Consider the following 23,230-nt stretch of genomic DNA (forward strand, 5'->3'; position numbering starts at 1 on the left):
ATTACCGTTGGGTACATGAGCACCTTGTCCAGCCTGCGCCACCGCCGGCGCGCGATCGCCGCTGCCCTGGCCGTCGCGACACTGACCCTGGCCGGTTGTGGCACCGAGCAGTCCACCACCTCCGGGGAGACCACCGAGTCCACCCCCGACGCCACCCCGTCCCCCTCCGACGACTCGTCCGAGGCGCCCGCGCCGATCACCGTGGCGGTCCCGCTGTACTACGCCGGCGACGCCGGGGGCCAGGTCCGCCTGTTCCGCGAGTTCCAGCAGGTCGAGGGCCAGGCCCTCACCGAGGCAGCCCGGCTGGTCGACGGCGGCGAGCCGCTCGACCCCGACTACCGGACCCTGTGGCCCGGCGGCGCCGTGAAGCGCGCCGCCGTGACCGGCAACCTGATCACGGTCACCCTCAAGGGTGACGCGTTCACCGAGCGCCCCGACGGCATGCCCGAGGCCGAGGCCAGGCTGGCGATCCAGCAGATGGTGATGACCCTCCAGGGCGTCGAGCAGAGCAACGCCCCGGTGAAGTTCGTCCGCCCGCAGCCGGAGTCCACCGACGGCACCGAGTCCGACCCGCTCCCGACCACCCTCTTCGGCGTGGACGTGACCGAGCCGGTCAAGCGGGCCAAGTGGATCAACACGATGTCGATGCTCAACGTGACCGTCCCGGCGCAGGGCTCTGCCGTCACCGGCGACGAGCTGGTCGTCGAGGGCGTCGCGAGCTCCTACGAGGCCAACGTGCCGTGGGAGATCCGTCAGGGCGACACCGTCGTCCTCGAGGGCTTCGCCACCGCCGACGGCTGGATGGACCGCCTCTACCCGTGGGACATCACCATCAACATCTCCCAGCTCGAGCCCGGCGAGTACACGTTCGTCGCCCGGACCTCCGACCCCTCCGAGGGTGAGGGCCGTGGACCGACCGAGGACTCCAAGGACTTCGTGGTCAACTGACCGACCCCGCCCTGCCGCCGCCCTGACGCCACGCTGACTGCGTGGCCCTGACGTACGAGGCCCCGCCGACCAGCCGGTCGGCGGGGCCTCGTCCCGTCCGGCGGGCACCCAGCGGTCAGGTGCTCCAGCGCCGGGTCCGCGAGAGCAGGGCGCCGACGGCGACCACGCCCGCGGTGGAGGTACGCAGCACCTCGCGCCCCAGGCGTACGGTCACGGCCCCCGCCGCGGCGAAGGCCTCCAGCTCCTCAGGGGCCACGCCTCCCTCGGGACCCACGACGACGAGGACCTCGCCCCGCTCCGGCAGCTCGACGGCCGACAACGCCGACATCGCGTCCTCGTGCAGCACCAGCGCGACGTCGGCCGCCTCGATCCGGGCCACGACGTCGCTCGTGCTCGACAGCGCAGTCACCTCCGGGTGCCAGACCCGTCGCGCCTGCTTGGCCGCCTCGCGCGCGGTGGAGGACCACTTGGCGTGGGACTTCGCGGCCCGCTCACCACGCCACACGGCGACGGAGCGGGAGGCTGCCCACGGGACCACCACGTCGACGCCCACCTCGGTGAGCACCTCGACCGCGAGCTCCCCGCGGTCGCCCTTGGGCAGCGCCTGGACCACGGTGACCCGCGGCTCGGGGCGAGGAGCGTCGTCGAGCTCCTCGACGACGAGGTCGAAGGCACGCTTGGCGGTGCTGGAGACAGGCCCGGTGACGGACCGGCCGGAGCCGTCGGTCAGCACGACACGCTCCCCGACCGCGAGGCGCCGCACCGCCACGGCGTGGTGCGCCTCGTCACCGGTGACCGCGACGGTGGCGCCGACCGTCACGCCTGCCAGGTCGTCGACCACGTGCACGGGGAGCGTCATGGCCTGCTCAGTGGTTGCCGAAGGCGTCGCGGAGACGCCCGAAGACCGACTTCTGGCTGGAGCGCATGGTGCCCTCGGCGCCTCCTCGCCGCGCAGGGTGGCGAGCTCGCGGAGCAGCTCCTCCTGGCGCGCGTCGAGCTTCGTGGGCGTCTCCACGACGACGGTGGCGATCAGGTCGCCGCGGCCACCACGCAGGCCCGGGACGCCCTTGCCGCGGAGCACCTGCTCGGTGCCCGACTGGGTCCCGGGACGGACCTCCAGGTCGTAGGTGGTCTCGCGCTCGGCCTTCTCCTCGCCGTCGTCGGAGCCGTCGATGTCGGCCTCGAGCAGGGGCAGGGTGAGCGTCGTGCCGAGGGCGGCCGCGGTCATCGGCACGGAGACCGTGCAGTGCAGGTCGTTGCCGTTGCGGACGAAGGTGGGGTGCTGTGCGACCCGGATCTCGACGTAGAGGTCACCGGCGGGGCCACCACCGGGGCCGACCTCGCCCTGCTCGGTGAGCTGGACCCGGGTGCCGTCGTCGACGCCGCCGGGGATCTTGACGTTCAGGGTGCGGCGCGAGCGGACCCGGCCGTCGCCGGAGCACTCACGGCAGGGGTCCGGGATGATCGATCCGTAGCCGCGGCAGGCGGCGCAGGGACGCAGCGTACGGATCTCGCCGAGGAAGGAGCGCTGGACCTGCGCGACCTCGCCGGCACCGTGGCAGGTGCCGCAGGTGACGGGCTCGGTGCCCTCGGCGGTGCCGGCGCCGTGGCACAGGCTGCAGGTGACGGCGGTGTCGACCTTGATCTCACGGGTGACGCCGAAGGCGGCCTCGGCCAGCTCGATCTCGAGCGCGATGAGCGCGTCCTGTCCGCGGCGGGTGCGCGGACGCGGGCCACGCCCACCACCGGCACCACCGGGCGCCGCTCCGCCGAAGAAGGCGTCCATGATGTCGGTGAACGAGAAGCCGGCCCCCTGGCCGAAGCCCCCACCCTGGCTGAACGGGTCGCCGCCACGGTCGTAGTGCGCGCGCTTCTGCGGGTCGGACAGGACCTCGTACGCCGAGGAGACGTGCTTGAACTTCTCCTGGGCCTCGGGGTCGGGGTTGACGTCCGGGTGCAGCTGGCGGGCGAGCTTGCGATACGCCTTCTTGATCTGGTCCGCGTCAGCGTCGCGGGAGACACCGAGAAGTTCGTACAGGTCCTGGCTCAACGTCGTTCCTCGTACTGGTTGATCGATGGGTGGGTCGTTGGACGGGCGTCAGGCCTCGTCGAGGATGCGCGAGACGTAGCGGGCCACGGCCCGCACGCTCGCCATGGTGCTCGGGTAGTCCATCCGGGTGGGGCCGACGACGCCGAGGGTGGCCAGGGCGTCGTTGCCGGGGCCGTAGCCGGACGAGACCACGCTCGTCGCGGCGAACTGGCTGAAGGGTCCCTCGGTGCCGATCCGCACGGTCAGCTCTCCGTCGGCGCTGGCCTCGCCGAGCAGCTTGAGCAGGACGACGTGCTCCTCCATCGCCTCGAGCAGCGGGCGCACGGAGGTCTCGAACTGGTCGCCGTGGCGGGCCAGGTGCGCGGCACCCGAGACGGCGACCCGCTCCCCGCGACGGTGGTCGGACATCGCCTCGACCAGCACCTCGGTGACGGCGGTGATGAGGGCGCCGTCGGCGGCCGGCACCTGCCCGGGCAGCTCGCCCAGCGCGGTGCAGGCGTCGGCGATGCGCTGCCCGGCGGCGACGCGGTTGACCCGGGTACGCAGCTCCGCGAGGCGGTCGTCGTCGAGCAGGCTCTCGCCGGTCTCGACGATGCGCTGCTCCACCCGGCCGTTGGAGAGGATCAGCACGACCAGCAGCCGGGTCGTCGACAGCGCCACGAACTCGACGTGGCGCACGGTGCTCCGCGACAGCGTCGGGTACTGCACGACGGCGACCTGCTGGGTCAGCTGCGACAGGGTGCGCACCGAGCGCTGGACGACGTCGTCGAGGTCGACCGCGCCGTCGAGGAAGGTGGCGATGGCCCGCTTCTCGGCGGCGCTCATCGGCTTGAGGGTGGCGAGCCGGTCGACGAAGAGGCGGTAGCCCTTGTCCGTGGGCACGCGTCCGGCGCTGGTGTGGGGCTGGTGGATGTAGCCCTCGTCCTCCAGCGCCGCCATGTCGTTGCGCACGGTCGCCGGCGAGACCCCGAGCCCGTGCCGCTCGACCAGGGCCTTGGAGCCGACGGGCTCCTCGGTGGCCACGTAGTCCTCGACGATGGCTCGCAGGACGGCGAGCTTGCGTTCCTGGGACATGCCGGCTGCTCCTGTTCCTCGTCGACGCGGTGGGTCCTCACGTCCGACGAGGCGGTCTGGCACTCACGTCGGACGAGTGCCAAGCCTACCCGCCGGTCCCCACCGATGCCGAGCGCGCGCGGCTAGGCTCCGCGCATGGACTCCCCCTTCGTCGAGGTCGCCGACCGCGTGTGGGTCTCGCGCCGCCCGTGGCTCGACGCCAACGTCACCGCCATCGGGGGTGACGACGGCCTCCTGCTCGTCGACACGCACGGCTCGCGCAGCGCGGGTGAGGACGTGGCCGCCGGCGTACGAGGCCTGGGTGCCGGCCCCCTCCTGGGCGTCGTCAACACCCACTGGCACTTCGACCACACCTTCGGCAACGGCGCGGTGCTGGCCGCGCTCGGACCTGTGCCGGTGCACGCCCACGAGACCGCCCTGGCGGAGTTCACCGCGTTCGCGGCCGAGGCGCGGACGACCCGGGCGGTGGCCGGCCACCCCGAGAGCGAGGGGTACCACGAGGAGGTCGCCGCGACCGAGCTGCACGCACCGGACCACACCTTCGCCTCGGTGCGGGTCCTCGACCTGGGCGGACGCCTGGTCGAGCTGGTCCACCCCGGGCGCGGCCACACCGGGGGCGACGTCGTCGTCAACGTGGCCGACGCCGACGTGCTCGTCGCCGGCGACCTGGTGGAGCAGTCCGGCGCCCCGTGCTACGGGGAGGACTCCTGGCCGCTGGAGTGGCCGCTGGCCCTCGACACGGTGCTGGGGATGCTGCGTCCCTCCGCCGTCGTGGTGCCCGGGCACGGGGCGCCGGTCGACCGGGAGTTCGTGCAGGACCAGCGCGCGGCGGTGGGCATCGTCGCCGAGACGATCCGCGACCTCGCGGCTCGTGGCGTACGCCAGTCCGACGCCCTCGCCGCAGCCCAGTGGCCCTACCTGCCCGAGGGACTCGTCCACGCCGTGGCCCGGGGCTACGAGCACCTCCCCCGGAGCCAGAAGCGCCTGCCGCTGATCTGAGGCGCCGCCGGCGGATCAACGGCGGATCAACGGCGGATCGGCGGCACGCCGCCGACGCTGCCGACGGCTGTCGGCGCTCGCGCCTAGCGTTGGACCCGTGCCTTCCCCCACCGATCGTTACGGCTCCGACGTCCTCTCCGGCGACTGGCGCGCCCCCGTGCGCGGCCGCGCCACCGAGACACCCGTGCAGATGGGCATGGTCGTCGAGGAGGTGACGACCGAGTGGTGCGGCGAGGTGGTCGGCATCGACCGCGACCTGCGCACCGTCACCCTCGAGGACCGTCGCTACAAGCGGCGGACCTTCCCCATGGGACCGGGCTACCTGGTCGAGGGCAAGCCGGTCATTCTGACGCCGCCGGTGCAGGTGGCTGCTCCGAAGAAGGCGACCCGTACCGCCTCGGGCTCGGTGGCCGTGCACGACGCGAAGGCCCGCGTGGCGCGGCAGAGCCGGATCTTCGTCGAGGGTCGCCACGACGCCGAGCTGGTGGAGAAGGTCTGGGGTGACGACCTGCGCATCGAGGGCGTCGTCGTCGAGTTCCTCGGCGGTGTCGACGACCTGGCCGACCACCTCAAGGAGTTCCGGCCCGGCCCCGGTCGGCGCGTCGGGGTGCTGGTCGACCACCTCGTGCCCGGGTCCAAGGAGAGCCGGATCGCGCAGGCGATCATGCGCTCCGAGGTGGGCAAGCACGTGCTGATCGTGGGCCACCCCTTCATCGACGTCTGGCAGGCGGTCAAGCCAGAGCGCCTGGGCTTCGAGAAGTGGCCGTCCGTGCCCCGCCACATCGACTGGAAGAAGGGCACCTGCCAGCAGCTGGGGTGGCCGCACCGCGACCAGGCGGACATCGCCAGGGCGTGGAAGCACATCCTCGGCGGCGTGCGTGGCTTCCAGGATCTCGACCCCGCCCTGCTCGGTAGGGTGGAGGAGTTGATCGACTTCGTCACTGCCGAGTGACGGGCCCCGAGCTCCAGGAGGAGTCATGAGCAACCCCGAGCAGCCGACCGAGGGGCCCGATCCGACGCAGCCGTCGGGCACGCAGCCCCCTGCCACGCCCCCGGGCCAGCCCCAGTACGGTCAGCCTCCGTACGGCCAGCCTCCCCACGGTGGCCCGCAGGGCGAGCCCCCGTACCCGCCCCAGGGACATCCGGGACAGCCGCAGTACGGCCAGCCTCCGCAGGGCCAGCCGCCGTACGGGCAGCCCCAGTACGGGCAGCCCCAGTACGGGCAGCCGCAGTACGGCCAGCCCTCCTACGGCCAGCCCCAGGCGCCCCAGTTCGGGGCAGCCCTGTCGGGTCCGATGAACCCGACCCAGGAGCGCTTCCTCGCCTCCGCCTCCCACTGGGGCGCGCTGATCGCAGGCATCTTCACCTCCGGCTCGCTGGCCTGGCTGGTGCCGCTCGCGGTCCTCATGCTCAAGGGCAAGGAGTCGCCGGTCGTCCGTCGTCAGGCGGTCGAGTCGCTGAACTTCCAGATCTCGATGCTGATCTACGGCGCCATCGTCCTGGTGCTCGCCCTGGTCACGCTCGGCGTCGGACTCCTGCTCTTCCTGCCGCTGGCGGTGTGGTGGCTGGTCGCCGTCGTCCTGGCTGCGGTCAAGGTCAACAACGGCGAGGACCACCGCTACGCAGCGATCTTCCGCTTCGTCACGTGACGCCGGCTTAGGCCCCGCTCAGGTCAGCAGGTCGCGGACGACGCCGTCGGCGAGCAGCCGACCACGGTCGGTCAGCACGATGCGGTCGCCGGTCTCGACGAGCAGGCCCTGAGCCACCTGGCCGGGGACGGCAGCACGCTCGTCCGCGTCGAGCGCGTCGAGCGGCAGGCCCTCGCGCAGCCGGAGCTCGAGCAGCACGCGCTCGGTGTGTGCCTCTGCGGCGGTCAGCACCTCGCGGCCCTGAGCCGGACTGAGGCCCTCGGCCAGGCGCCGACCGTAGGCCGCCGGGTGCTTCACGTTCCAGAAGCGCACGCCTCCGACGTGGGAGTGGGCCCCGGGCCCGACGCCCCACCAGTCAGCCCCGCGCCAGTAGAGCAGGTTGTGCTGGCACCGGCTCTCCGGACGCCTGGCCCAGTTGGAGACCTCGTACCACTCCAGGCCGGCCGCCCGGAGCGCGCGGTCGGCGACGTCGTACTTGTCCGCCAGGTCGTCCTCGTCCGGCATCGGCAGCTCGCCACGGCGTACGCGGCGTGCCAGCGCCGTGCCCTGCTCGACGATCAGGGAGTAGGCGGAGACGTGGTCGGGGGCACAGGCCAGCGCCGCCTCGAGCGAGGTCTGCCAGTCGGCGAGGCTCTCGCCGGGAGTCCCGTAGATCAGGTCGAGGCTGACCTCCTCGAAGCCGGCGGCACGGGCCCACTCGACGGCACGCGGCACCCGGAGCGGGTCATGGGTGCGGTCGAGGGTCTCCAGCACGTGCGGCACGGCTGACTGCATGCCGAAGGAGAGGCGGGTGAACCCGCCCTCGCGCAGCACGGCCAGGCTTTCGGGGGTGACCGAGTCGGGGTTGGCCTCGGTCGTGACCTCCGCGCCGTCGACCAGGCCGAACTCGTCGGAGACCGCGCGCAGCATCGAGACCAGGTCCTCGGCCGGCAGCATCGTGGGCGTCCCGCCGCCGAAGAAGACGGTCGAGACCCGGCGGGTGTCCTCGGCCAGCACGCGCCGGGCCAGTCGGACCTCGGTGGCGGCAGCGGCCGCGTACGAGGCGATCGAGGCCCCGGCGACGTCGCCCAGCTCGGGCGCGGTGTAGGTGTTGAAGTCGCAGTAGCCGCACCGCACCCGGCAGAACGGCACGTGCAGGTAGAAGCCGAGCTCGCGCTCATCGGCCCCGTGCAGAGCGGTCGGTGGAAGTGCCCCGTCCTCGGGGGCCGGTTCACCGTCGGGGAGGGCGGAAGGCACGGCCCCATCCCACCACAGGGCCTCGGTCGGGAGGAAAACCGCTGCACGGACGACGAAGGGCGCCGACGCAGTCGCGTCGACGCCCTTCGGCTGTCCTGTCCGGACGAACCTGTCAGTCGTACATCGAGTCGAGCAGGTCCTGGTAGTTCGCCTGGACGACGTTGCGCTTGACCTTCATCGAGGGGGTCAGCTCGCCGGACTCGATGGTCAGGTCGTGGTCGAGCAGGCGCCACTTCTTGATGGTCTCCCAGCGGTTGAGCTGGGCGTTGGTCTCCTTGACGTAGCCCTCGACCATCTCCTGCGCCTGGGGGCTGTTGACGATCTCGGTGTACGACTTGCCCGAGAGGCCGTTCTCCTCGGCCCACGGCTGGATCGCGTCGGGGTCGAGGGTGACGAGGGCGACGCAGTACTGACGGCCCTCACCGAAGACCATGAACTGGCTGGCGTAGGGGCAGACCGCCTTGAACTTGGCCTCGATCGCCGGCGGGGCGACGTACTTGCCGCCGGAGGTCTTGAAGAGCTCCTTGATGCGGCCGGTGATGGTGAGCAGGCCGTCCTCGTCGAGCGAGCCCTTGTCGCCGGTGTGGAACCAGCCGTCGGCGTCCAGCGCCTTGCTCGTCTCCTCGGGGAGGTTGTGGTAGCCCTCCATGACGCCGGGGCCCTTGATCAGGACCTCGTCGCCGTCGCCCAGCTTGACCTGGGTGCCCGGGAAGGGCAGGCCGACGGTGCCGAACTTGTTGTGGTCGGGGTGGTTGACGAAGGCACCGGCCGAGACCTCGGTGAGGCCGTAGCCCTCGAGGATCTGGATGCCTGCGACGTTGAAGAACTGGGCGATGTCGCTGTTGAGGGCGGCGGCGCCGGAGATGAAGAAGCGCACGCGGCCGCCGAAGCGGGCGCGGATCTTCGAGTAGACGAGCTTGTCGAAGAGGTTGTGCTGGAAGTTGAGACCGGCGGGGATCTTCTCGCCGGCGGCCTTGCGGCGCTCGTACTCGCGACCGACCTCGAAGGCCTTGTTGAAGATCTTCTCCTTGAGGCCACCCTCGGCCTCCTGCATCGTGACGATGCGGCCGTAGGCCTTCTCGAAGATGCGGGGGGCGGCACCCATGAAGGTGGGCTGCACGACGGCCAGGTTGTCGACGATCTTGTCCACGCGACCGTCGATCGCGGTGGCGAAGCCGCACGCCATCTGCGTCGACATCAGCACCTTGCCGAAGACGTGGGCCATCGGCAGCCACAGGAACTGCAGGTCGTCCTCGCTGAGGATGTTCATCGAGGCGATGGCGGTGCCCTCGTAGACCCACGAGGAGTGGCGCAGGCGCACGCCCTTGGGGCGGCCCGTGGTGCCCGAGGTGTAGACGAGCGTCGCGAGCTGGTCGGGGCGGATCTCGGCCGCCTTCTGCTCCAGCAGGCCCGGGTTGGCCGCCAGGTGGGCCTCGCCGAGGGCGGCGAGCTCCTCGAGGCTGATCACCCAGTCGCCGTCGGCGGTTCCGTCGAAGGTCACGACCTTCGCGACGTAGGGCAGCTCGGACTTGCGGTTGCGCAGCTTGGCGATCTGCTCGTCGTCCTCGGCGAAGACGACCCGGCACTCGGAGTCCGCGAGGATGTACGCGGTGTCCTCCTCGTTGGTCGTCGGGTAGACCGTGGTGGTGGCGCCGGCGGCGCACCCGATCGCGAGGTCGGCCAGGAGCCACTCGTAGCGGGTGCCGGAGGTGATGCCGACCCGCATCTCGGGCTGCAGCCCCAGCGCGAGGAGGCCGCCGGACAGCTTGCTGACCAGCTCACCAGCCTGCGCCCAGGTGACTGACTCCCAGGTCTCCGCCTTGGTCGGGTAGCGGAACGCCTCCCGGTCGGCTGACTTGGCGACCCGGTCCCAGAACTGGACTGCCGTGTTCGGCAGCATCGTGTCCACGAAACTGGTGTCATACGTGATGGGCATGCGTCTCCCCTGCATCGGTGCCATGTGCGGACGCCCTCCGACGTCCGTGAAGGACTTGCTGACCTTTGTGGGACGTAACCTAGATCACTCTGCAACTCACCGGTAGCCATTCCACGCCTCGAGTGCGAAATAGGTGCCACAACCGGCCCACCGGGCTCGAGAATCCCCGAAATGCGCGAAACCCCTCGGACGACCGAGGGGTTCCGACGACGCCGGGAGGGCGTACGAGGTGGGCGCTACTTCTTGGTCTCGCCGCCGCCGCTGGTGGCGAGCGCCGCGACGAAGGCCTCCTGGGGCACCTCCACGCGACCGACCATTTTCATGCGCTTCTTGCCCTCCTTCTGCTTCTCGAGCAGCTTGCGCTTGCGGCTGATGTCACCGCCGTAGCACTTGGCGAGCACGTCCTTGCGGATGGCGCGGATGTTCTCGCGGGCAATCACCCGGGCACCGATGGCGGCCTGGATCGGCACCTCGAACTGCTGGCGCGGGATGAGCTCCTTGAGCTTGGCCACCATCATCACGCCGTAGGAGTAGGCCGAGTCGCGGTGCACGATCGCACTGAACGCGTCGACCGGCTCGCCCTGGAGCAGGATGTCGACCTTGACCAGGTCGGCGGCCTGGTCGCCCTTGCGCTCGTAGTCGAGCGAGGCGTAGCCCTTGGTGCGCGACTTCAGCTGGTCGAAGAAGTCGAAGACGATCTCACCCATCGGCAGGGTGTAGCGCATCTCCACGCGGTCCTCGGAGAGGTAGTCCATGCCGAGCAGCGTGCCTCGCTTCTGCTGGCACAGCTCCATGATTGTGCCGATGTAGTCGGACGGCGACAGGATCGTCGCGCGCACGACCGGCTCGAGGATCTCGTGGATCTTGCCCTCGGGGAACTCGCTCGGGTTGGTCACCTCGAGCTGGGAGCCGTCCTCCATGATGACCTCGTAGACCACGTTGGGGGCCGTCGAGATGAGGTCGAGGTTGAACTCGCGCTCGAGGCGGTCGCGGGTGATCTCCATGTGGAGCAGGCCGAGGAAGCCGCAGCGGAAGCCGAAGCCCAGCGCGCCGGAGGTCTCCGGCTCGTAGGTCAGGGCCGCGTCGTTGAGCTGGAGCTTCTCGAGCGCCTCGCGCAGGTCGCCGAACTGGTCGCCGTCGATCGGGTACAGCCCGGCGTAGACCATCGGGTTGGGGTGCTTGTAGCCGCCCAACGACTCGGTCGCACCGCTGTGCTGGGTCGTGATCGTGTCACCGACGCGCGACTGGCGGACGTCCTTCACACCGGTGATGAGGTAGCCCACCTCACCGACGCCGATCTTGTTCGCCTTCACCTGCTCGGGGCTGATCACCCGAGCTCGAGGAGCTCGTGGGTCGCACCGGTCGACATCATCTTGATGCGGTCGCGGTGGGTGAGCTCGCCGTCGACGACCCGGACGTACGTGATGACGCCGCGGTAGGTGTCGTACACGGAGTCGAAGATCAGGGCCCGGGCGGAAGCGTCGGCGTCGCCGACCGGAGCGGGAGTCTGCTTGACGATCTCGTTGAGCAGCTCCTCCACGCCCACGCCGCTCTTGGCGGAGACGCGCAGCACCTCCTCGGGCTCGCAGCCGACCAGGCCGGCGAGCTCGGCGGCGTACTTCTCCGGGTTGGCGCTCGGCAGGTCGATCTTGTTGAGCACCGGGATGATGTGCAGGTCGGCGTTCATCGCCAGGTAGAGATTGGCCAGCGTCTGGGCCTCGATGCCCTGAGCGGCGTCGACCAGCAGGATCGCTGCCTCGCACGCCTCGAGGGACCGGGAGACCTCGTAGGTGAAGTCGACGTGCCCGGGGGTGTCGATCATGTTGAGCACGTAGGTGCCGGGCTCGGCCTCCTGCTCGTTGCCGTCCTTGACCGTCCACGGCATCCGCACGGCCTGCGACTTGATCGTGATGCCGCGCTCGCGCTCGATGTCCATGCGGTCGAGGTACTGGGCGCGGGCCTCGCGCTCCCCCACGACGCCGGTGAGCTGCAGCATGCGGTCGGCCAGCGTCGACTTGCCGTGGTCGATGTGGGCGATGATGCAGAAGTTGCGGATGATCGACGACGGGGTCGAGCCGGGCATCGGCGCGGGGTTCGGGCTCATCTGCTGCTTTCTCACAGGCACGGACGGGATCGCGCCATTCTCCCACGCCGACCGGCCAGAGCCGAACCCCCGCTGCGCGTCGCCGCTGCCGGCGCGAGGTGGTCCGGCAGGATGGGCAGGTGCTCCCCCTCCCCCCGTACCCGGTCCCGCCGCTGGACAGCGCACGGCGCCTCGAGTGGGCCCACCCCCACCGTGGCTGCGTGCCGAGGTCGAGGTCCGCTGCGGCGCCCCGGTGCTGGGCGCGGAGTCCGTCGAGGCGGGCTTCACCCCCGGGATGGCGACCGTGCTCACCTGCGCCGACGGCTCGCGGCACTTCGTGAAGGCCGCTTCACACCGGGCGCAGCGCGCCTACGCCGCGTCGTACGCGAGGAGGTGCGGCACCTGCGCACCCTGCCGCCGACCGTGCCCGCCCCGGCGCTGCGGTGGGTGCTGGAGGCCCCGGAGTGGATCGTCTTCTCCACCGAGCACGTCGACGCGGCCCCCGTCGCCCGCCCGTGGACCCGTGGTGACCTCGACGCCTGCCTGGACGCCCTGGCCCGGGTCGCCGAGACCGGCAGCCCGGCGCCGAGCGGCATGGAGCTGCCCACCTTCACCGACGAGACCGCCTCGTGGGCGCAGGCGTGGACGGGCCTGACCCCGCCGACTCACCCCGAGCGTCTCGACGAGGCGGTCGACCTGGCTCGACGCGCCACGACGCTGCTGCTCGGCGAGACGCTCGTGCACGGCGACCTGCGTGCCGACAACGCGTTGGTCGACGAGGGCGGCAACGCCTGGTTCTGCGACTGGAACTGGCCGGCCACCGGTCCCGCCTGGCTGGACTCGATGATGCTGCTGGTGGGCGCCTACGGTGACGGGGTCGACGTCGACCAGGTCATCGAGAGCCGTCCGCTGCTGCGCGAGGCACCGGCCGAGGCCGTCGATTCGCTCCTGGCGCTGATGGCGGGTTATTTTCTCCGGGCAGGGTGTGGCTCGGTTCCACCGAACTCACCGCACGTGCGTGACCACCAGTACTGGACGGGAACGGTCTGCTGGCTCTGGCTGGCGGAACGCCGCAGGTGGTGACAACCGGCGTTGTCCATGATCGGCCCCGGGCCGGACGAGGGCAAACCCTGCTGGCAACGCCCGTCCGCCCCATCGTCAGGCCCTTCCCGGGGGGCTCCGGGCAGGCAGGCATCCTTCCAGAAGCAGGAGCTCCTCATGGCGAACATCAAGTCGCAGATCAAGCGCAACAAGCAGAACGAGAAGGCGCGCGAGCGCAACAAGGCCGTCAAGTCGGGCCTGAAGACCGCGGTCCGCAAGTTCCGCGAGGCCGTCGCCGCTGGCGACAAGGAGGCCGCGATCGCTGCTGGCCGCGAGGCCAACCGCAAGCTCGACAAGGCCGTCTCGAAGGGTGTCATCCACCCCAACCAGGCTGCGAACCGCAAGTCCTCGATCTCCAAGCAGTCCGCCGCTCTCTGAGCCGGACCCGCTGACGCAGGAGGCGCCGCACCCCGCCGGGGTGCGGCGCCTCCTGCCATTTCTGCCACTCGTTCCGGCATGGCTCCAGCGGGAGTGATCCGGGTCACGGTTGCTCAGGTCGAGGCGCCTCCGGCCGACGGTCAATCGGGGGCATCCTCGTCCATCCGGAAGGAAACATGACTCCGTCGACCTCGCCCACGGGCGCAGAGCGGCACCTCCACCAGGAGGAGCTGATCGTGACCAAGACCGATCTCCAGGGACGGCTGACCTACGCCAACGACGTCTTCCTGCACTTCAGTGCGTTGACCGAGGACGAGGCCATCGGGCAGCCGCACAACCTGATCCGGCACCCCGAGATGCCCGGCGGCGTCTTCGCACTGCTCTGGGAGCGGGTCCAGGCCGGCAAGGAGATCTTCGCCTACGTGAAAACCTCGGCCACGACGGCGTCGCGTACTGGGTCTTCGCGCACGTCACCCCGACCTTCGACGGCACGGGCGCGATCACCGGCTACCACTCGATGCGTCGGGCCCCGCGCCGCAGCGCCCTGCCCGCCGTCGAGCGGGTCTACGCGCAGATGCGCGCGTTGGAGGCCGGCAAGCCGGCCCGGCCGGCCGCTCAGGAGTCGTTGGAGTGGCTCGTCGGGCAGCTCGCGGAGCAGGACATGGACTACGACGCGTGGGTGTGGAGCCTGGAGGCAGCGGCATGACTCGACGACGCCAGACGCAGCTCGCGCTGCAGCAGGAGAACGCCGCGCTGAGGGACGTGGTGAGGGAGCTGGCGCGGGTGGCTGCGGCCACGAGCCGCGGCGACCTGGAGGAACGGGTCCAGCCGCTCCCGGCCGTCGAGGGTCTGGACACCGAGCACGTACGCCGTGACGTCAACCGGATGATCGACGTCACCGACGGCTTCGTGCGGGAGGCCAGCGCCTCGCTGCTCGCCGCCACTGCCGGGCGCCACGAGCGCCAGCTGCTGCTGCGCGGCCTGCCGGGGACCTTCCGCGGCCACGCCACGACGATCAACGACGCACGTCGCACGATGGCGGAGAGCGACCGCGCCATCGCCGCCTTCGCCGAGCAGCGCCAGGGGGCCGTGCTCGAGTTCGAGCGCGAGATCCTGACCAGCTCCCAGCGGGTCGACGCCGCCGCGTCGGACATGACCCAGACCGCCGCCGCGATGCTCCAGGACGTCACCGACCTGCAGCAGGACGCGGTCAGCGCGGGCGACTCGGTGGCCCACCTGGCCGAGTCGTCCGAGGTGATCAGCCAGGTCGTCGGCCTGATCGCCAACGTCTCGGGCCAGACCAAGCTGCTCGCGCTCAACGCCTCGATCGAGGCGGCGCGCGCCGGTGCGGCCGGCAAGGGCTTCTCCGTCGTCGCCGACGAGGTGAAGCGTCTCGCCGAGGAGACCGGTGCGGCGTCCAAGCGCGTCGAGGAGCAGCTCAGCGAGGCACGCAGCGCGATCGACGCGGTGTCGACGGCCCTGGACGCGATCGTGGCCTCGATCGACGGCGTACGCACGCGGGTCGACGCCCTGGACGACCGCATCGCCGGCGCGACCGACGACAGCCTGCGGGCGACCTCGTCGTACCTCGACAGCCACGTCCGCAGCTTCCTGGAGCGTCTGCGGTCCTGAGGACGGAGCCGGGCGCGTCCCTCAGCGGTGCGAGCGGCGCAGCCCGGCGATCGTCAGGACGAGCCGCTCGAGCGTGTAGTTGGCGTCGTGGGCAGCGCCCTTGATGTCGGCATCGGCCCGGGCGACCGCCCGCAGTGCCTCGGCGATGCCCTCCTCGTCCCACCCACGTGCCTGGGAGCGGATGCTCTTGACCTTCCACGGCGGCACGCCGAGGTCGCGGGCCAGGTCGGCGTCGCGACCCCCGCGGGTGGTGCTGCCGAGGAACTTGGCGACGCTGCGCACCGACCCCGCCACGGCCGAGGTGACCAGCACGCCGGCCGTCCCCCCGTCGAGGGCCCAGCGCAGCTCCTCCAGCGCCTGGGCGGTGTGACCGGCCATCACGGCGTCGGCCACGGCGAACGACTTGGCCTCCGCGCGCCCGCCGAAGTAGCGCTTCACCACATCGAGGGTGATCTGCTCGCCGGGGAAGTCGCTGGTCAGCTGGTGCGCCGCCGCGGCGAGGGCTCGCAGGTCCTGCCCGACGGCGACCACCAGGAACTCCGCTGCCTCCGGCGCGATCCGCGCACCCCAGTGGGCGAACTCGCCCTTGGCGAACTCCTGGAAGCCCGAGGCGTACTTGACCTCGGCCGCCTTCACCTCGGTCACCGAGGCCAGCTTGCGCAGCTTGGTCAGCAGGCCGCTGCCCTTGGACCCTCCCCCGTGCATCAGCACCAGCGCGACGTCCTCCACGGGGGCCTTGGCATAGTCGAGCACCCGGTCGTGCAGCTCCTCGGGCAGGTCCTCGAGGCTGCGTACGACCGCACACCGGGTCGAGGAGAAGAGCGACGGGGCCGACATCTCCTCGAGCGAGGAGGCGGTGAGCTCGGAGGCCAGGGCCTCGGAGAACTCGCCGTCGGCGTCGTGGGCGCGCACGGCCTGGCGCACCGACGAGACCGTGCGTTCGTTGAGGAACTCCTCCTTGCCGGTCACGAGCGTGACGCGACCGAGGACCTGCGATGCGCTGGGTGCCTGAGCCATGGTGCGGCAAGCCTGCCACACCCCGCCGACAGCTCAGGGCGACGGCGTCCCCACGGCGGGGAGCGCCGTCGTGGCCAGGCCCCCGTCACGCACGACGACCAGCGAGTCGCCGTCCCGGTCGGTGCGCAGGACAGTCATCCCGGCGCCCCTCAGCACGTCCAGCAGCGCCGGCGCCGGGTGTCCGTAGGTGTTGTCGCGCCCGGCCGAGACGAGCGCGACGCTGGCCCCGGTGGCGGTCAGCCACTCCACGGACTGGTGCCGACTTCCGTGGTGGGGCACCTTGAGGACGTCGACCTCCAGGGCTCCGAGCGTACGACCGAGGCCGCGCTGCGCCTCCGGCTCGACGTCGCCGGTGAGCAGGACGTCGACCCCGCGCACGGTCGCCACCAGCACCACGCTGGCGTCGTTGGGCCCGGCGGCCGCCAGGGCCTGGGGCGTGGCCGACGGCTCCGGCCACACCCGGTTGACCACGACGTCGCCCACCTGCCGCGGCACGCCGTAGGCACTCACCACCGGCGACAGGCCACGCTCGGCCAAAGTCGCGGTCACGGCCGCGGCCGACTCGGCAGGGTCGGAGACCGGCGACACCTCGACCTCCCCCACCGTGCGACCGTCCAGCACCCCGTCGAGCCCGTCGACGTGGTCGGCGTGGAAGTGGGTCAGCACCAGGAGCGGCACGTGCTCGATGCCCAACCGGTCGAGGCAGCGGTCGACCAGGCGCGCGTCCGGACCGGCGTCGACCACCACCCCCGCCCCGGGACCGGCGTTGAGGACCACGGCGTCGCCCTGACCCACGTCGCAGGCCGCGACCACCCAGCCGTGCGGCGGCCACCCGGGAGTGGGCACCGGCACCAGGACGGCGAGCAGGCCCAACCCTGCGGCGGCGAGGCTCCAACGGGCACGGCGCAGCAGCCGGTGGGCCGTCAGCGCCGCCACCACGCACAGCGCCGTCAGGAGCACGAGCGGCCACCCACCCGTGCCCCACCCGATCGACGGGACCGGGAGCCCGGCTCCCCACCGCGCCACCACGACGATCCACCCCACCGACCAGGCGGCCGGCATGGCGACGAGCTGGCCCACGGGCACCACGGCGATGGCCAGGAGGCCACCGGCCAGGCCCAGCACCGTCGCCGGCGCGACGGCAGGCGCCACCAGCAGGTTCGCGACGACGGCGACCAGGCTCACCTCGCCCGAGAGCGCTGCGACCACCGGCGTGCAGGCGAGCTGGGCCGCGGCCGGCACGGCGATCGCCTCGGCCGCCCACCGAGGCACCCACCGCGCGAGCGCGTCACGCCAGACGGGCGCCACGAGCAGGATCCCTGCGGTGGCCAGGACCGAGAGCGCGAACCCCGCCGCGACCGCCATGCGCGGCTCCCAGGCGAGCAGCGCGAGCACGGCGACCGCGAGCGTACGGATGCCGCGTCGACGGCCGTCGTGGGCCAGCGCCAGCAGGGCGACCGCCCCCATCGCCGCCGCCCGGACCACGCTGGGCTCGCTGCGCGCCACGAGCACGAAGGCCACGATCGTCAGCGCGCCCAGGAGCAGCCGACCACGACCACGGACGCCGCACCAGCGCCCGAGCAGGACGACGAAGCCGAGGACCAGCGTCAGGTTGGTGCCGCTGACCGCCAGCAGGTGCGTCAGGCCCGTGGTCCGGAAGTCGTCCGCGAGCTCGGGGTCGAGCTCGGAGTCGTCACCGACCACCAGCGAGGGCACCAGCGCCCGCTGGTCGCGTGGCCGCGGCGCGACGGCGTCGCGCACCCCTGCCCGGACCACCTCGGCCGCACGCCACCAGACGTCGGGCTCGCCGACGACCGTCGGCTCCCCACGCGGGCGGACCAGGGCAGCCGCGTCACCGTCGGCCGTGGCGAGTACGCCCCGGAACCGCACCGTCGCCCCCAGGCGTACGTCCTCCCACGCCCCCTCCCCGAGCACGACGACCGTGCTGCGTACGTCCCACTCACCGCGCGCCGCAGTGATCCGGTGCACGAGGACCCGCACCACGACCGTCCGCTCCCCCGCGCTCGCGAACCCGGAGGACGCCACCGGCCGTGGGTCGCTGACCACGCTGCCGACGACCGTCGCGGGGCTCGAGCGGGCGGCGACCTCGGCCACCGCGCCGCTCCCGGCCCCACCCGTACGCAGCGACGCCGACGTCACCATGGCGACGAGGACGAGCAGGGTCGCGGTCGCCGTCACGGCCGGCGAGGTGAGGGACAGGTCGGACGCACGCCGCCGGGCGGCCACGGTCAGGGCGACGAGCGCCACCACCACCGAGGCGGCACCCACCAGGAGCAGGCCTCCACCGGGCGGCCTGAGCGCTCCCCACAGGGCCGCCCCCCAGGCCACGGCCGCCAGCCACGGCAGGCGCAGGTCGGCCGGGGCCGGGAGCGCCACCGGGTCAGACCGTGACGAGGGGTGAGAGCCGTTCCATGGTCACCTCGCCGATGCCGTGCACCTCGAGCAGGTCCTCCACCGAGGAGAAACCGCCGTGGGTGGTGCGCCAGTCGACGATGGCGGCAGCAGTCACCGGACCAACGCCCGGCAACGCCTCCAGCTCGGCCTGGGTGGCGAGGTTGAGGTTCACCAGTCCGCCGGGGGCCTGTGGGCCTCCGGCAGGTGGCGGGGCCCCCGGGGCCGGGGCGGGGGCGCCCACGACGATCTGCTCGCCGTCGACCAGGACCCGCGCCAGGTTGAGGCTCTGCAGGTTGACGCCCCGCCTGGCTCCGCCGGCCGCCTCGACGGCGTCGACGACCCGCGACCCCTGGGGCAGCACGACGATGCCGGGGCGGCGGACCTTGCCGGCCACGTCGACCACCACCTCGGTGGACGACTCACCACCGACCGTCGCCGCAGCGGCCCCCTCGGGAGCCGTCGTCGCGGGCGTCGCCCCGGCGGACGGCTGGGGGGACGGCTGGGCCGCAGTCTGCGAGGCCACGGGCGTGACGACCACCGACTCCTTCGCCCGCACCAGCCACCAGGAGGTGCCCGCCAGCGCCACGGCGGCGAAGACCGCCACCCAGACCAGGTGGGCCAGTCGCAGCCCGACCCGGTCCAGCCCCGAGGTGCCGGCCTCCGCGACCCGGCCGAGCGCGGAGGTCGTCGGTCGCCGCGCTGCGTGCCGCCCGGGCGCTCGTACGCCGTCGCCCACCCCGTCGGGCCCGAACCCGTCGCGCCCCGCCTCGTCCCCCACCGCGTTCGCCACGGGAGCCGGCTCGGCGACGACCGGCGCCACCACCGCGCCACGGACCTGCGTGTGCTCGTCCCAGGACCAGTCCTCCATGCCCTCCGCCCACGGCGGGACCGCCACGGTCCCCGCCCGGGTCACCTCGTCGCGCGCCTGCTCCCACTGGCCGCTGAGCGCCGCCAGCCGGCGGGCGACGGCCTGCTCGTGCTCAGGTGAGGGGCGTCGGTTGCGCATGCCCTGAACCGTAGGGAAATCCCGACGACCGCGTCGGCCGGGGATCGCCGGCCTGTGGACAACTCGGTCAGGGCCGGCCGGCAGCCACTCACAACCGGGGGGCGAGCACCCCGGCGAGCATGCCCGGACCCACGTGGGCGCCGAGCACCGCGCCGACCTCGGTGCAGTGCACCTCCCGGCCCTCGAGGTTGTCGGCGAGCCGCTCGGTCAGCCGGGTGGTCAACGCCTCGGCACGACTCGGGTTGGCCAGGTGGGCGATGCAGATGTCCACCGGGGTGGACCCAGCGGCCTGCACCAGGAGGTCCTCGAGCCGGGCGAGCGCGCGGTTGGCGGTGCGCACCTTCTCCAGCGAGGCGACCCTGCCGTCGCGGATCTCCAGCAGCGGCTTCACCGACAGGGCACCACCGAGGACGGCGGCTGCCGCACCGATCCGGCCGCCGCGGCGCAGGTACTCCAGGGTGTCGACGTAGAACAGGGAGCGCGACGCGGCCGACCGGGCCCGAGCCGCAGCGGCAGCCGCCTCCGCGTCGCCACCGGCGTCGACCACGTCCTGCGCGGCCAGGGCTGCGTACCCGGTCGCGGCACCCACCTGACGGGAGTCGACCGTGGTGACCGGGACGGGTGCCTGTCGCGCCGCCAGCTGGCACGACTCGTAGGTGCCGCTCATGTCGGCCGACAGGTGGACCGAGACGATCTGCTCGGCCCCCGCCTCGGCCAGCTCGCGGTAGACCTCGAGGACCGCGGCGGGGTTGGGGCGCGAGGTCGAGACCGGGGTGAAGGCCTTCAGCGCGGCAGCGACTGCCTCGGGCGAGGCGCCCTCGGTGCCCTCGTCGTACACGTGGGCACCGATCACCACCTGGAGCGGGATCACGGTGATCCCGCGTGCCTCCGCGACGCCGGGGGCCAGGCAGGCGGTCGAGTCGGTGACAACCACGGTGCGGGTCATGGCGTGCACCCTAGTGCGTCCCTCCCGTCAGCGACGTGTCCACGCCGACGGAGGGCCCCTTCGGGGCACCCCCTCGGTCACACCGTGGATCCGTCAGACGACGATGTTGACGAGCTTCGGCGCGCGGACGATCACCTTGCGCACGGTCTGGCCCTCCAGGGCCCGCTGGACGCCCGCGTCGGCCAGCGCCGCTGCCTCCAGGTCGGCCTCGGAGATGTCGGGCGCGACCTCGAGGCGGCCCTTCACCTTGCCCTTGACCTGGACGACGCAGGTGACCGAGTCCTCGACCAGGAGGGCCTCGTCGACCTCGGGCCAGGCGACCTGGGCGACGGAAGGCTGGTGGCCCAGGCGCTCCCACATCTCCTCGGCCGTGTAGGGCGCGACCATCGACAGCAGCATCGCGACGGCCTCGGTCGCCTCGCGCACGGCCGGGTCGGCCCCACCGCAGCCGGAGTCGATCGCCTTGCGCACCGCGTTGACCAGCTCCATGGTGCGGGCGACCATCACGTTGAAGCGGTGGGTCTCGACCAGGTGGGCGGCGTCGTGCAGCACCTTCGCGGTGACCTTGCGCAGCGCCAGGTCGCCGGTGGTGACCTCGACGCCGGGCTCGGAGGTCACGTCGCCGCTGAGGCGCCAGGCGCGCTGCAGGAAGCGCAGGGAGCCGGCCGGCGAGACGTCGGCCCAGTCGATGTTGTCCTCCGGCGGGGAGGCGAAGACCAGCGTCAGGCGCACGGCGTCGACGCCGAACTCGGCGAGCTGGTCACCGAGGTTGACGCCGTTGCCGAGCGACTTGCTCATCTTGCGGCCCTGGTTGAGGACCTTGCCCTGGCTCAGGTAGGCCGAGAAGGGCTCGTCCCAGTTGACCAGGCCCATGTCGCGCAGCGCCTTGGTGAAGAAGCGCGCGTAGAGCAGGTGCAGCACGGCGTGCTCGTCGCCACCGACGTACAGGTCGACGGGGCCCCACGCGTTGGCGAGCTCGGTGTCGAAGGCCTGGGTGTCGTCGTTCGGGGAGACGTAGCGGAAGAAGTACCAGGACGAGTCCACGAAGGTGTCCATGGTGTCGGTGTCGCGCTCGGCGGGACCACCACAGGTCGGGCAGGTGGTGGCCACCCACTCGGTCGCACCGCCCAGCGGCGAGGTGCCCTTGGGCTTCAGGTCGGCGCCCTTCAGCTCGGGCAGCAGCACGGGCAGCTGCTCGACGGGCACGGCGACCTCGCCGTCGACGGGGCAGTGCACGATCGGGATCGGGGCACCCCAGTAGCGCTGGCGGCTCAGCAGCCAGTCACGCAGGCGGAAGTTGACGGTGCCGGTGCCACGCGAGTCGGCCTCGAGGATCTCGATGGCCTTGTGGATGCCGGCGGTCTTGTCGGCCAGGCCGTCGAGGGGCCCGGAGTTGACGTACGTCCCGTTCCCCGTCGTCGCGACGAAGGTCTCCTCGGGGTTCTCCTCGCCGGTGTCGACCACACGGCGCACGGGCAGCCCCATCGCCTTCGCGAAGTCGAGGTCGCGCTGGTCGTGCGCCGGCACGGCCATGATCGCGCCGGTGCCGTAGTCGGCCAGGACGTAGTCGGAGGCGTAGACCGCCACCTGCTCGCCGGTGACCGGGTTGGTTGCCGTGACACCCAGGTCGACACCGGTCTTCGGCCGGTCGGTGGCCAGACGGTCGATGTCGGAGGCCTTGCGGACCTCGACCAGGTAGTCCTCCAGGGCCTGGGCCTGCTGGGCGGAGACCAGCTTCTTCGCCAGGTCGGCGTCAGCGGCGACCACCATGAAGGTCGCGCCCCACAGCGTGTCGGGGCGGGTGGTGAAGACCGTGACCGGCTCGACCTCGCCGGAGTCCAGGGTGATGTCGAAGGTGACGTGAGCGCCCTCGGAGCGACCGATCCAGTTGCGCTGGGCGTTGACGACCTTGCTCGGCCAGGTCGGCGCCAGGTCGTCGAGGGAGTCGAGCAGCTCCTGGGCGTACGCGGTGGTGCGGAAGTACCACTGGGTCAGCTCGCGCTTGGTGACCTCGGCGCCGCAGCGCTCACAGGCACCGTCGACGACCTGCTCGTTGGCCAGCACCGTCTGGTCGTTGGGGCACCAGTTGACCGGCGACTTCTTGCGGTAGGCCAGCCCCTTGGCGTGGAACTGCGTGAAGAGCCACTGGGTCCACTTGTAGTACTCGGGGTCGGAGGTGTTGAAGCGGCGCGTCCAGTCGAAGCTCACGCCGTAGCGGCGGAACGACTCGTACTGCGTCTCGATGTTGCCGTAGGTGTACGTCGCCGGGTGCTCGTCGTTCTTGATCGCGGCGTTCTCGGCGGGCAGGCCGAAGGAGTCCCAGCCCATCGGGTTGAGCACCTCGTGGCCCTTGAGCCACCAGTAGCGCGAGATCACGTCGTGCAGCGCCATCACCTCGGCGTGACCCATGTGCAGGTCACCCGACGGGTAGGGGAACATCGTCAGCGCGTACTTCTTGGGCTTCTCGGTGTCGTCGTGCGCGACGAAGAGGTCGAGGGAGTCCCACACGCCGCGCCACTTCGCCTCGAAGGCGGCCGCGTCGTACGTCGGTTCGGCTGCGTTGGTGTCGTGCTCGCTCATCGTCTCTCCTCGTCGGGTGCTGCGTGTCGCCCCTCGGCACAAAAAAACCCTCCGTGCAGGAGGGTGGCCAGGCCGATCGTGATGATCAGCGCGGCAGGCCGAGAAGGAGCGTCGTACGCATGTCCCCATCCTAGCGCCGACGGCTCGGCGGTGGCGATCCGAGGGGCGTCCGCCCTCGAC

The 23,230-nt window shown here is 71.8% G+C and carries 17 protein-coding genes and 2 pseudogenes; 8 read left to right on the forward strand and 11 right to left on the reverse strand.

Annotated elements, in window-relative coordinates; all coding sequences use genetic code 11:
- Positions 1-15: 15 nt before the first annotated feature.
- Complete coding sequence (locus tag E2C04_RS11605; RefSeq protein ID WP_135832700.1) at positions 16-948, forward strand: Gmad2 immunoglobulin-like domain-containing protein; 933 nt, start codon at positions 16-18, stop codon at positions 946-948.
- A 115-nt stretch (positions 949-1,063) separates the two neighbouring features.
- On the opposite strand, the gene E2C04_RS11610 is transcribed toward E2C04_RS11605, so the two are convergent.
- The 3 genes and pseudogenes from E2C04_RS11610 to hrcA form a co-directional block, all read right to left on the reverse strand.
- Positions 1,064-1,807 (reverse strand): 16S rRNA (uracil(1498)-N(3))-methyltransferase, encoded by a 744-nt coding sequence (locus tag E2C04_RS11610; protein WP_135832701.1) that lies wholly within the window; start codon positions 1,805-1,807, stop codon positions 1,064-1,066.
- 7 nt (positions 1,808-1,814) lie between these two features.
- Positions 1,815-2,998, reverse strand: a pseudogene (gene dnaJ / locus E2C04_RS11615) (molecular chaperone DnaJ).
- Between the two features lie 48 nt (positions 2,999-3,046).
- Positions 3,047-4,072 carry a heat-inducible transcriptional repressor HrcA gene (gene hrcA / locus E2C04_RS11620; RefSeq protein ID WP_135832702.1) on the reverse strand — a complete coding sequence of 342 codons (1,026 nt, stop codon included), beginning with the start codon at positions 4,070-4,072 and terminating at the stop codon, positions 3,047-3,049.
- A gap of 135 nt (positions 4,073-4,207) precedes the next feature.
- On the opposite strand from hrcA, the gene E2C04_RS11625 reads away from it, so the two are divergent.
- From E2C04_RS11625 to E2C04_RS11635, 3 genes are all read left to right on the forward strand, one after another.
- A complete protein-coding gene (locus E2C04_RS11625; protein WP_135832703.1) occupies positions 4,208-5,071 on the forward strand; it encodes an MBL fold metallo-hydrolase in 864 nt (287 codons plus the stop codon).
- 97 nt (positions 5,072-5,168) lie between these two features.
- Entirely contained in the window at positions 5,169-6,023 is an 855-nt protein-coding gene (locus tag E2C04_RS11630; RefSeq protein ID WP_135832704.1) for a DUF3097 domain-containing protein, read from the forward strand.
- 25 nt (positions 6,024-6,048) lie between these two features.
- The gene (locus E2C04_RS11635) at positions 6,049-6,720 is read left to right on the forward strand and encodes a DUF4870 domain-containing protein (protein WP_135832705.1); all 672 of its coding nucleotides are present in this window, start codon (positions 6,049-6,051) and stop codon (positions 6,718-6,720) included.
- 18 nt (positions 6,721-6,738) lie between these two features.
- Here E2C04_RS11635 and hemW read toward each other — a convergent pair whose 3' ends face one another.
- The 3 genes and pseudogenes from hemW to lepA form a co-directional block, all read right to left on the reverse strand.
- Positions 6,739-7,956, reverse strand: coding sequence for a radical SAM family heme chaperone HemW (hemW, locus tag E2C04_RS11640; protein ID WP_135832706.1), 1,218 nt, complete (start codon positions 7,954-7,956; stop codon positions 6,739-6,741).
- 112 nt (positions 7,957-8,068) lie between these two features.
- Complete coding sequence (locus E2C04_RS11645) at positions 8,069-9,892, reverse strand: AMP-dependent synthetase/ligase (RefSeq protein WP_135832707.1); 1,824 nt, start codon at positions 9,890-9,892, stop codon at positions 8,069-8,071.
- A gap of 236 nt (positions 9,893-10,128) precedes the next feature.
- Positions 10,129-11,996: pseudogene (gene lepA, locus E2C04_RS11650) on the reverse strand (translation elongation factor 4).
- A gap of 372 nt (positions 11,997-12,368) precedes the next feature.
- On the opposite strand from lepA, the gene E2C04_RS11655 reads away from it, so the two are divergent.
- The 4 genes from E2C04_RS11655 (at position 12,369) to E2C04_RS11670 (ending at position 15,086) form a co-directional block, all read left to right on the forward strand.
- A complete protein-coding gene (locus E2C04_RS11655) occupies positions 12,369-13,058 on the forward strand; it encodes a phosphotransferase (protein ID WP_238694263.1) in 690 nt (229 codons plus the stop codon).
- 135 nt (positions 13,059-13,193) lie between these two features.
- A complete protein-coding gene (gene rpsT / locus E2C04_RS11660) occupies positions 13,194-13,454 on the forward strand; it encodes a 30S ribosomal protein S20 (RefSeq protein WP_135832708.1) in 261 nt (86 codons plus the stop codon).
- 517 nt (positions 13,455-13,971) lie between these two features.
- Entirely contained in the window at positions 13,972-14,160 is a 189-nt protein-coding gene (locus E2C04_RS18765; RefSeq protein ID WP_202977777.1) for a hypothetical protein, read from the forward strand.
- On the forward strand, positions 14,157-15,086 hold the full coding sequence (locus tag E2C04_RS11670) for a methyl-accepting chemotaxis protein (RefSeq protein ID WP_135832709.1): 930 nt from the start codon (positions 14,157-14,159) through the stop codon (positions 15,084-15,086). The genes E2C04_RS18765 and E2C04_RS11670 overlap by 4 nt, the downstream gene beginning before the upstream one ends.
- 21 nt (positions 15,087-15,107) lie before the next feature.
- Here the strand turns inward: E2C04_RS11670 and holA are convergent, their stop codons facing one another.
- The 5 genes from holA to leuS all read right to left on the reverse strand — a co-directional run bounded on the left by holA (position 15,108) and on the right by leuS (position 23,050).
- The gene (gene holA / locus E2C04_RS11675; protein ID WP_135832710.1) at positions 15,108-16,103 is read right to left on the reverse strand and encodes a DNA polymerase III subunit delta; all 996 of its coding nucleotides are present in this window, start codon (positions 16,101-16,103) and stop codon (positions 15,108-15,110) included.
- 33 nt (positions 16,104-16,136) lie between these two features.
- The gene (locus tag E2C04_RS11680) at positions 16,137-18,500 is read right to left on the reverse strand and encodes a ComEC/Rec2 family competence protein (RefSeq protein ID WP_135832711.1); all 2,364 of its coding nucleotides are present in this window, start codon (positions 18,498-18,500) and stop codon (positions 16,137-16,139) included.
- A 4-nt stretch (positions 18,501-18,504) separates the two neighbouring features.
- Positions 18,505-19,524: a ComEA family DNA-binding protein gene (locus E2C04_RS19930; RefSeq protein WP_135832712.1), complete on the reverse strand. Its 1,020-nt coding sequence runs from the start codon at positions 19,522-19,524 to the stop codon at positions 18,505-18,507.
- An 88-nt stretch (positions 19,525-19,612) separates the two neighbouring features.
- The gene (locus E2C04_RS11690) at positions 19,613-20,470 is read right to left on the reverse strand and encodes a DegV family protein (protein WP_135832713.1); all 858 of its coding nucleotides are present in this window, start codon (positions 20,468-20,470) and stop codon (positions 19,613-19,615) included.
- A 93-nt stretch (positions 20,471-20,563) separates the two neighbouring features.
- Positions 20,564-23,050, reverse strand: coding sequence for a leucine--tRNA ligase (gene leuS, locus E2C04_RS11695; protein WP_135832714.1), 2,487 nt, complete (start codon positions 23,048-23,050; stop codon positions 20,564-20,566).
- Positions 23,051-23,230: the final 180 nt, after the last annotated feature.

The organism is Nocardioides daphniae (assembly GCF_004777465.1).
GTDB classification, from domain to species: Bacteria; Actinomycetota; Actinomycetes; order Propionibacteriales; family Nocardioidaceae; genus Nocardioides; species Nocardioides daphniae.

Coding starts and splice junctions, on each gene's coding strand:
- E2C04_RS11605 (WP_135832700.1), top strand. CDS start 16: ATGAGCACCTTGTCCAGCCTGCGCCACCGCCGGCGCGCGATCGCCGCT.
- E2C04_RS18765 (WP_202977777.1), top strand. CDS start 13,972: ATGCGTCGGGCCCCGCGCCGCAGCGCCCTGCCCGCCGTCGAGCGGGTC.
- E2C04_RS11625 (WP_135832703.1), top strand. CDS start 4,208: ATGGACTCCCCCTTCGTCGAGGTCGCCGACCGCGTGTGGGTCTCGCGC.
- rpsT (WP_135832708.1), top strand. CDS start 13,194: ATGGCGAACATCAAGTCGCAGATCAAGCGCAACAAGCAGAACGAGAAG.
- E2C04_RS11670 (WP_135832709.1), top strand. CDS start 14,157: ATGACTCGACGACGCCAGACGCAGCTCGCGCTGCAGCAGGAGAACGCC.
- leuS (WP_135832714.1), bottom strand. CDS start 23,050: ATGAGCGAGCACGACACCAACGCAGCCGAACCGACGTACGACGCGGCC.
- E2C04_RS11690 (WP_135832713.1), bottom strand. CDS start 20,470: ATGACCCGCACCGTGGTTGTCACCGACTCGACCGCCTGCCTGGCCCCC.
- E2C04_RS11610 (WP_135832701.1), bottom strand. CDS start 1,807: ATGACGCTCCCCGTGCACGTGGTCGACGACCTGGCAGGCGTGACGGTC.
- hrcA (WP_135832702.1), bottom strand. CDS start 4,072: ATGTCCCAGGAACGCAAGCTCGCCGTCCTGCGAGCCATCGTCGAGGAC.
- E2C04_RS11645 (WP_135832707.1), bottom strand. CDS start 9,892: ATGCCCATCACGTATGACACCAGTTTCGTGGACACGATGCTGCCGAAC.
- E2C04_RS19930 (WP_135832712.1), bottom strand. CDS start 19,524: ATGCGCAACCGACGCCCCTCACCTGAGCACGAGCAGGCCGTCGCCCGC.
- holA (WP_135832710.1), bottom strand. CDS start 16,103: ATGGCTCAGGCACCCAGCGCATCGCAGGTCCTCGGTCGCGTCACGCTC.
- E2C04_RS11635 (WP_135832705.1), top strand. CDS start 6,049: ATGAGCAACCCCGAGCAGCCGACCGAGGGGCCCGATCCGACGCAGCCG.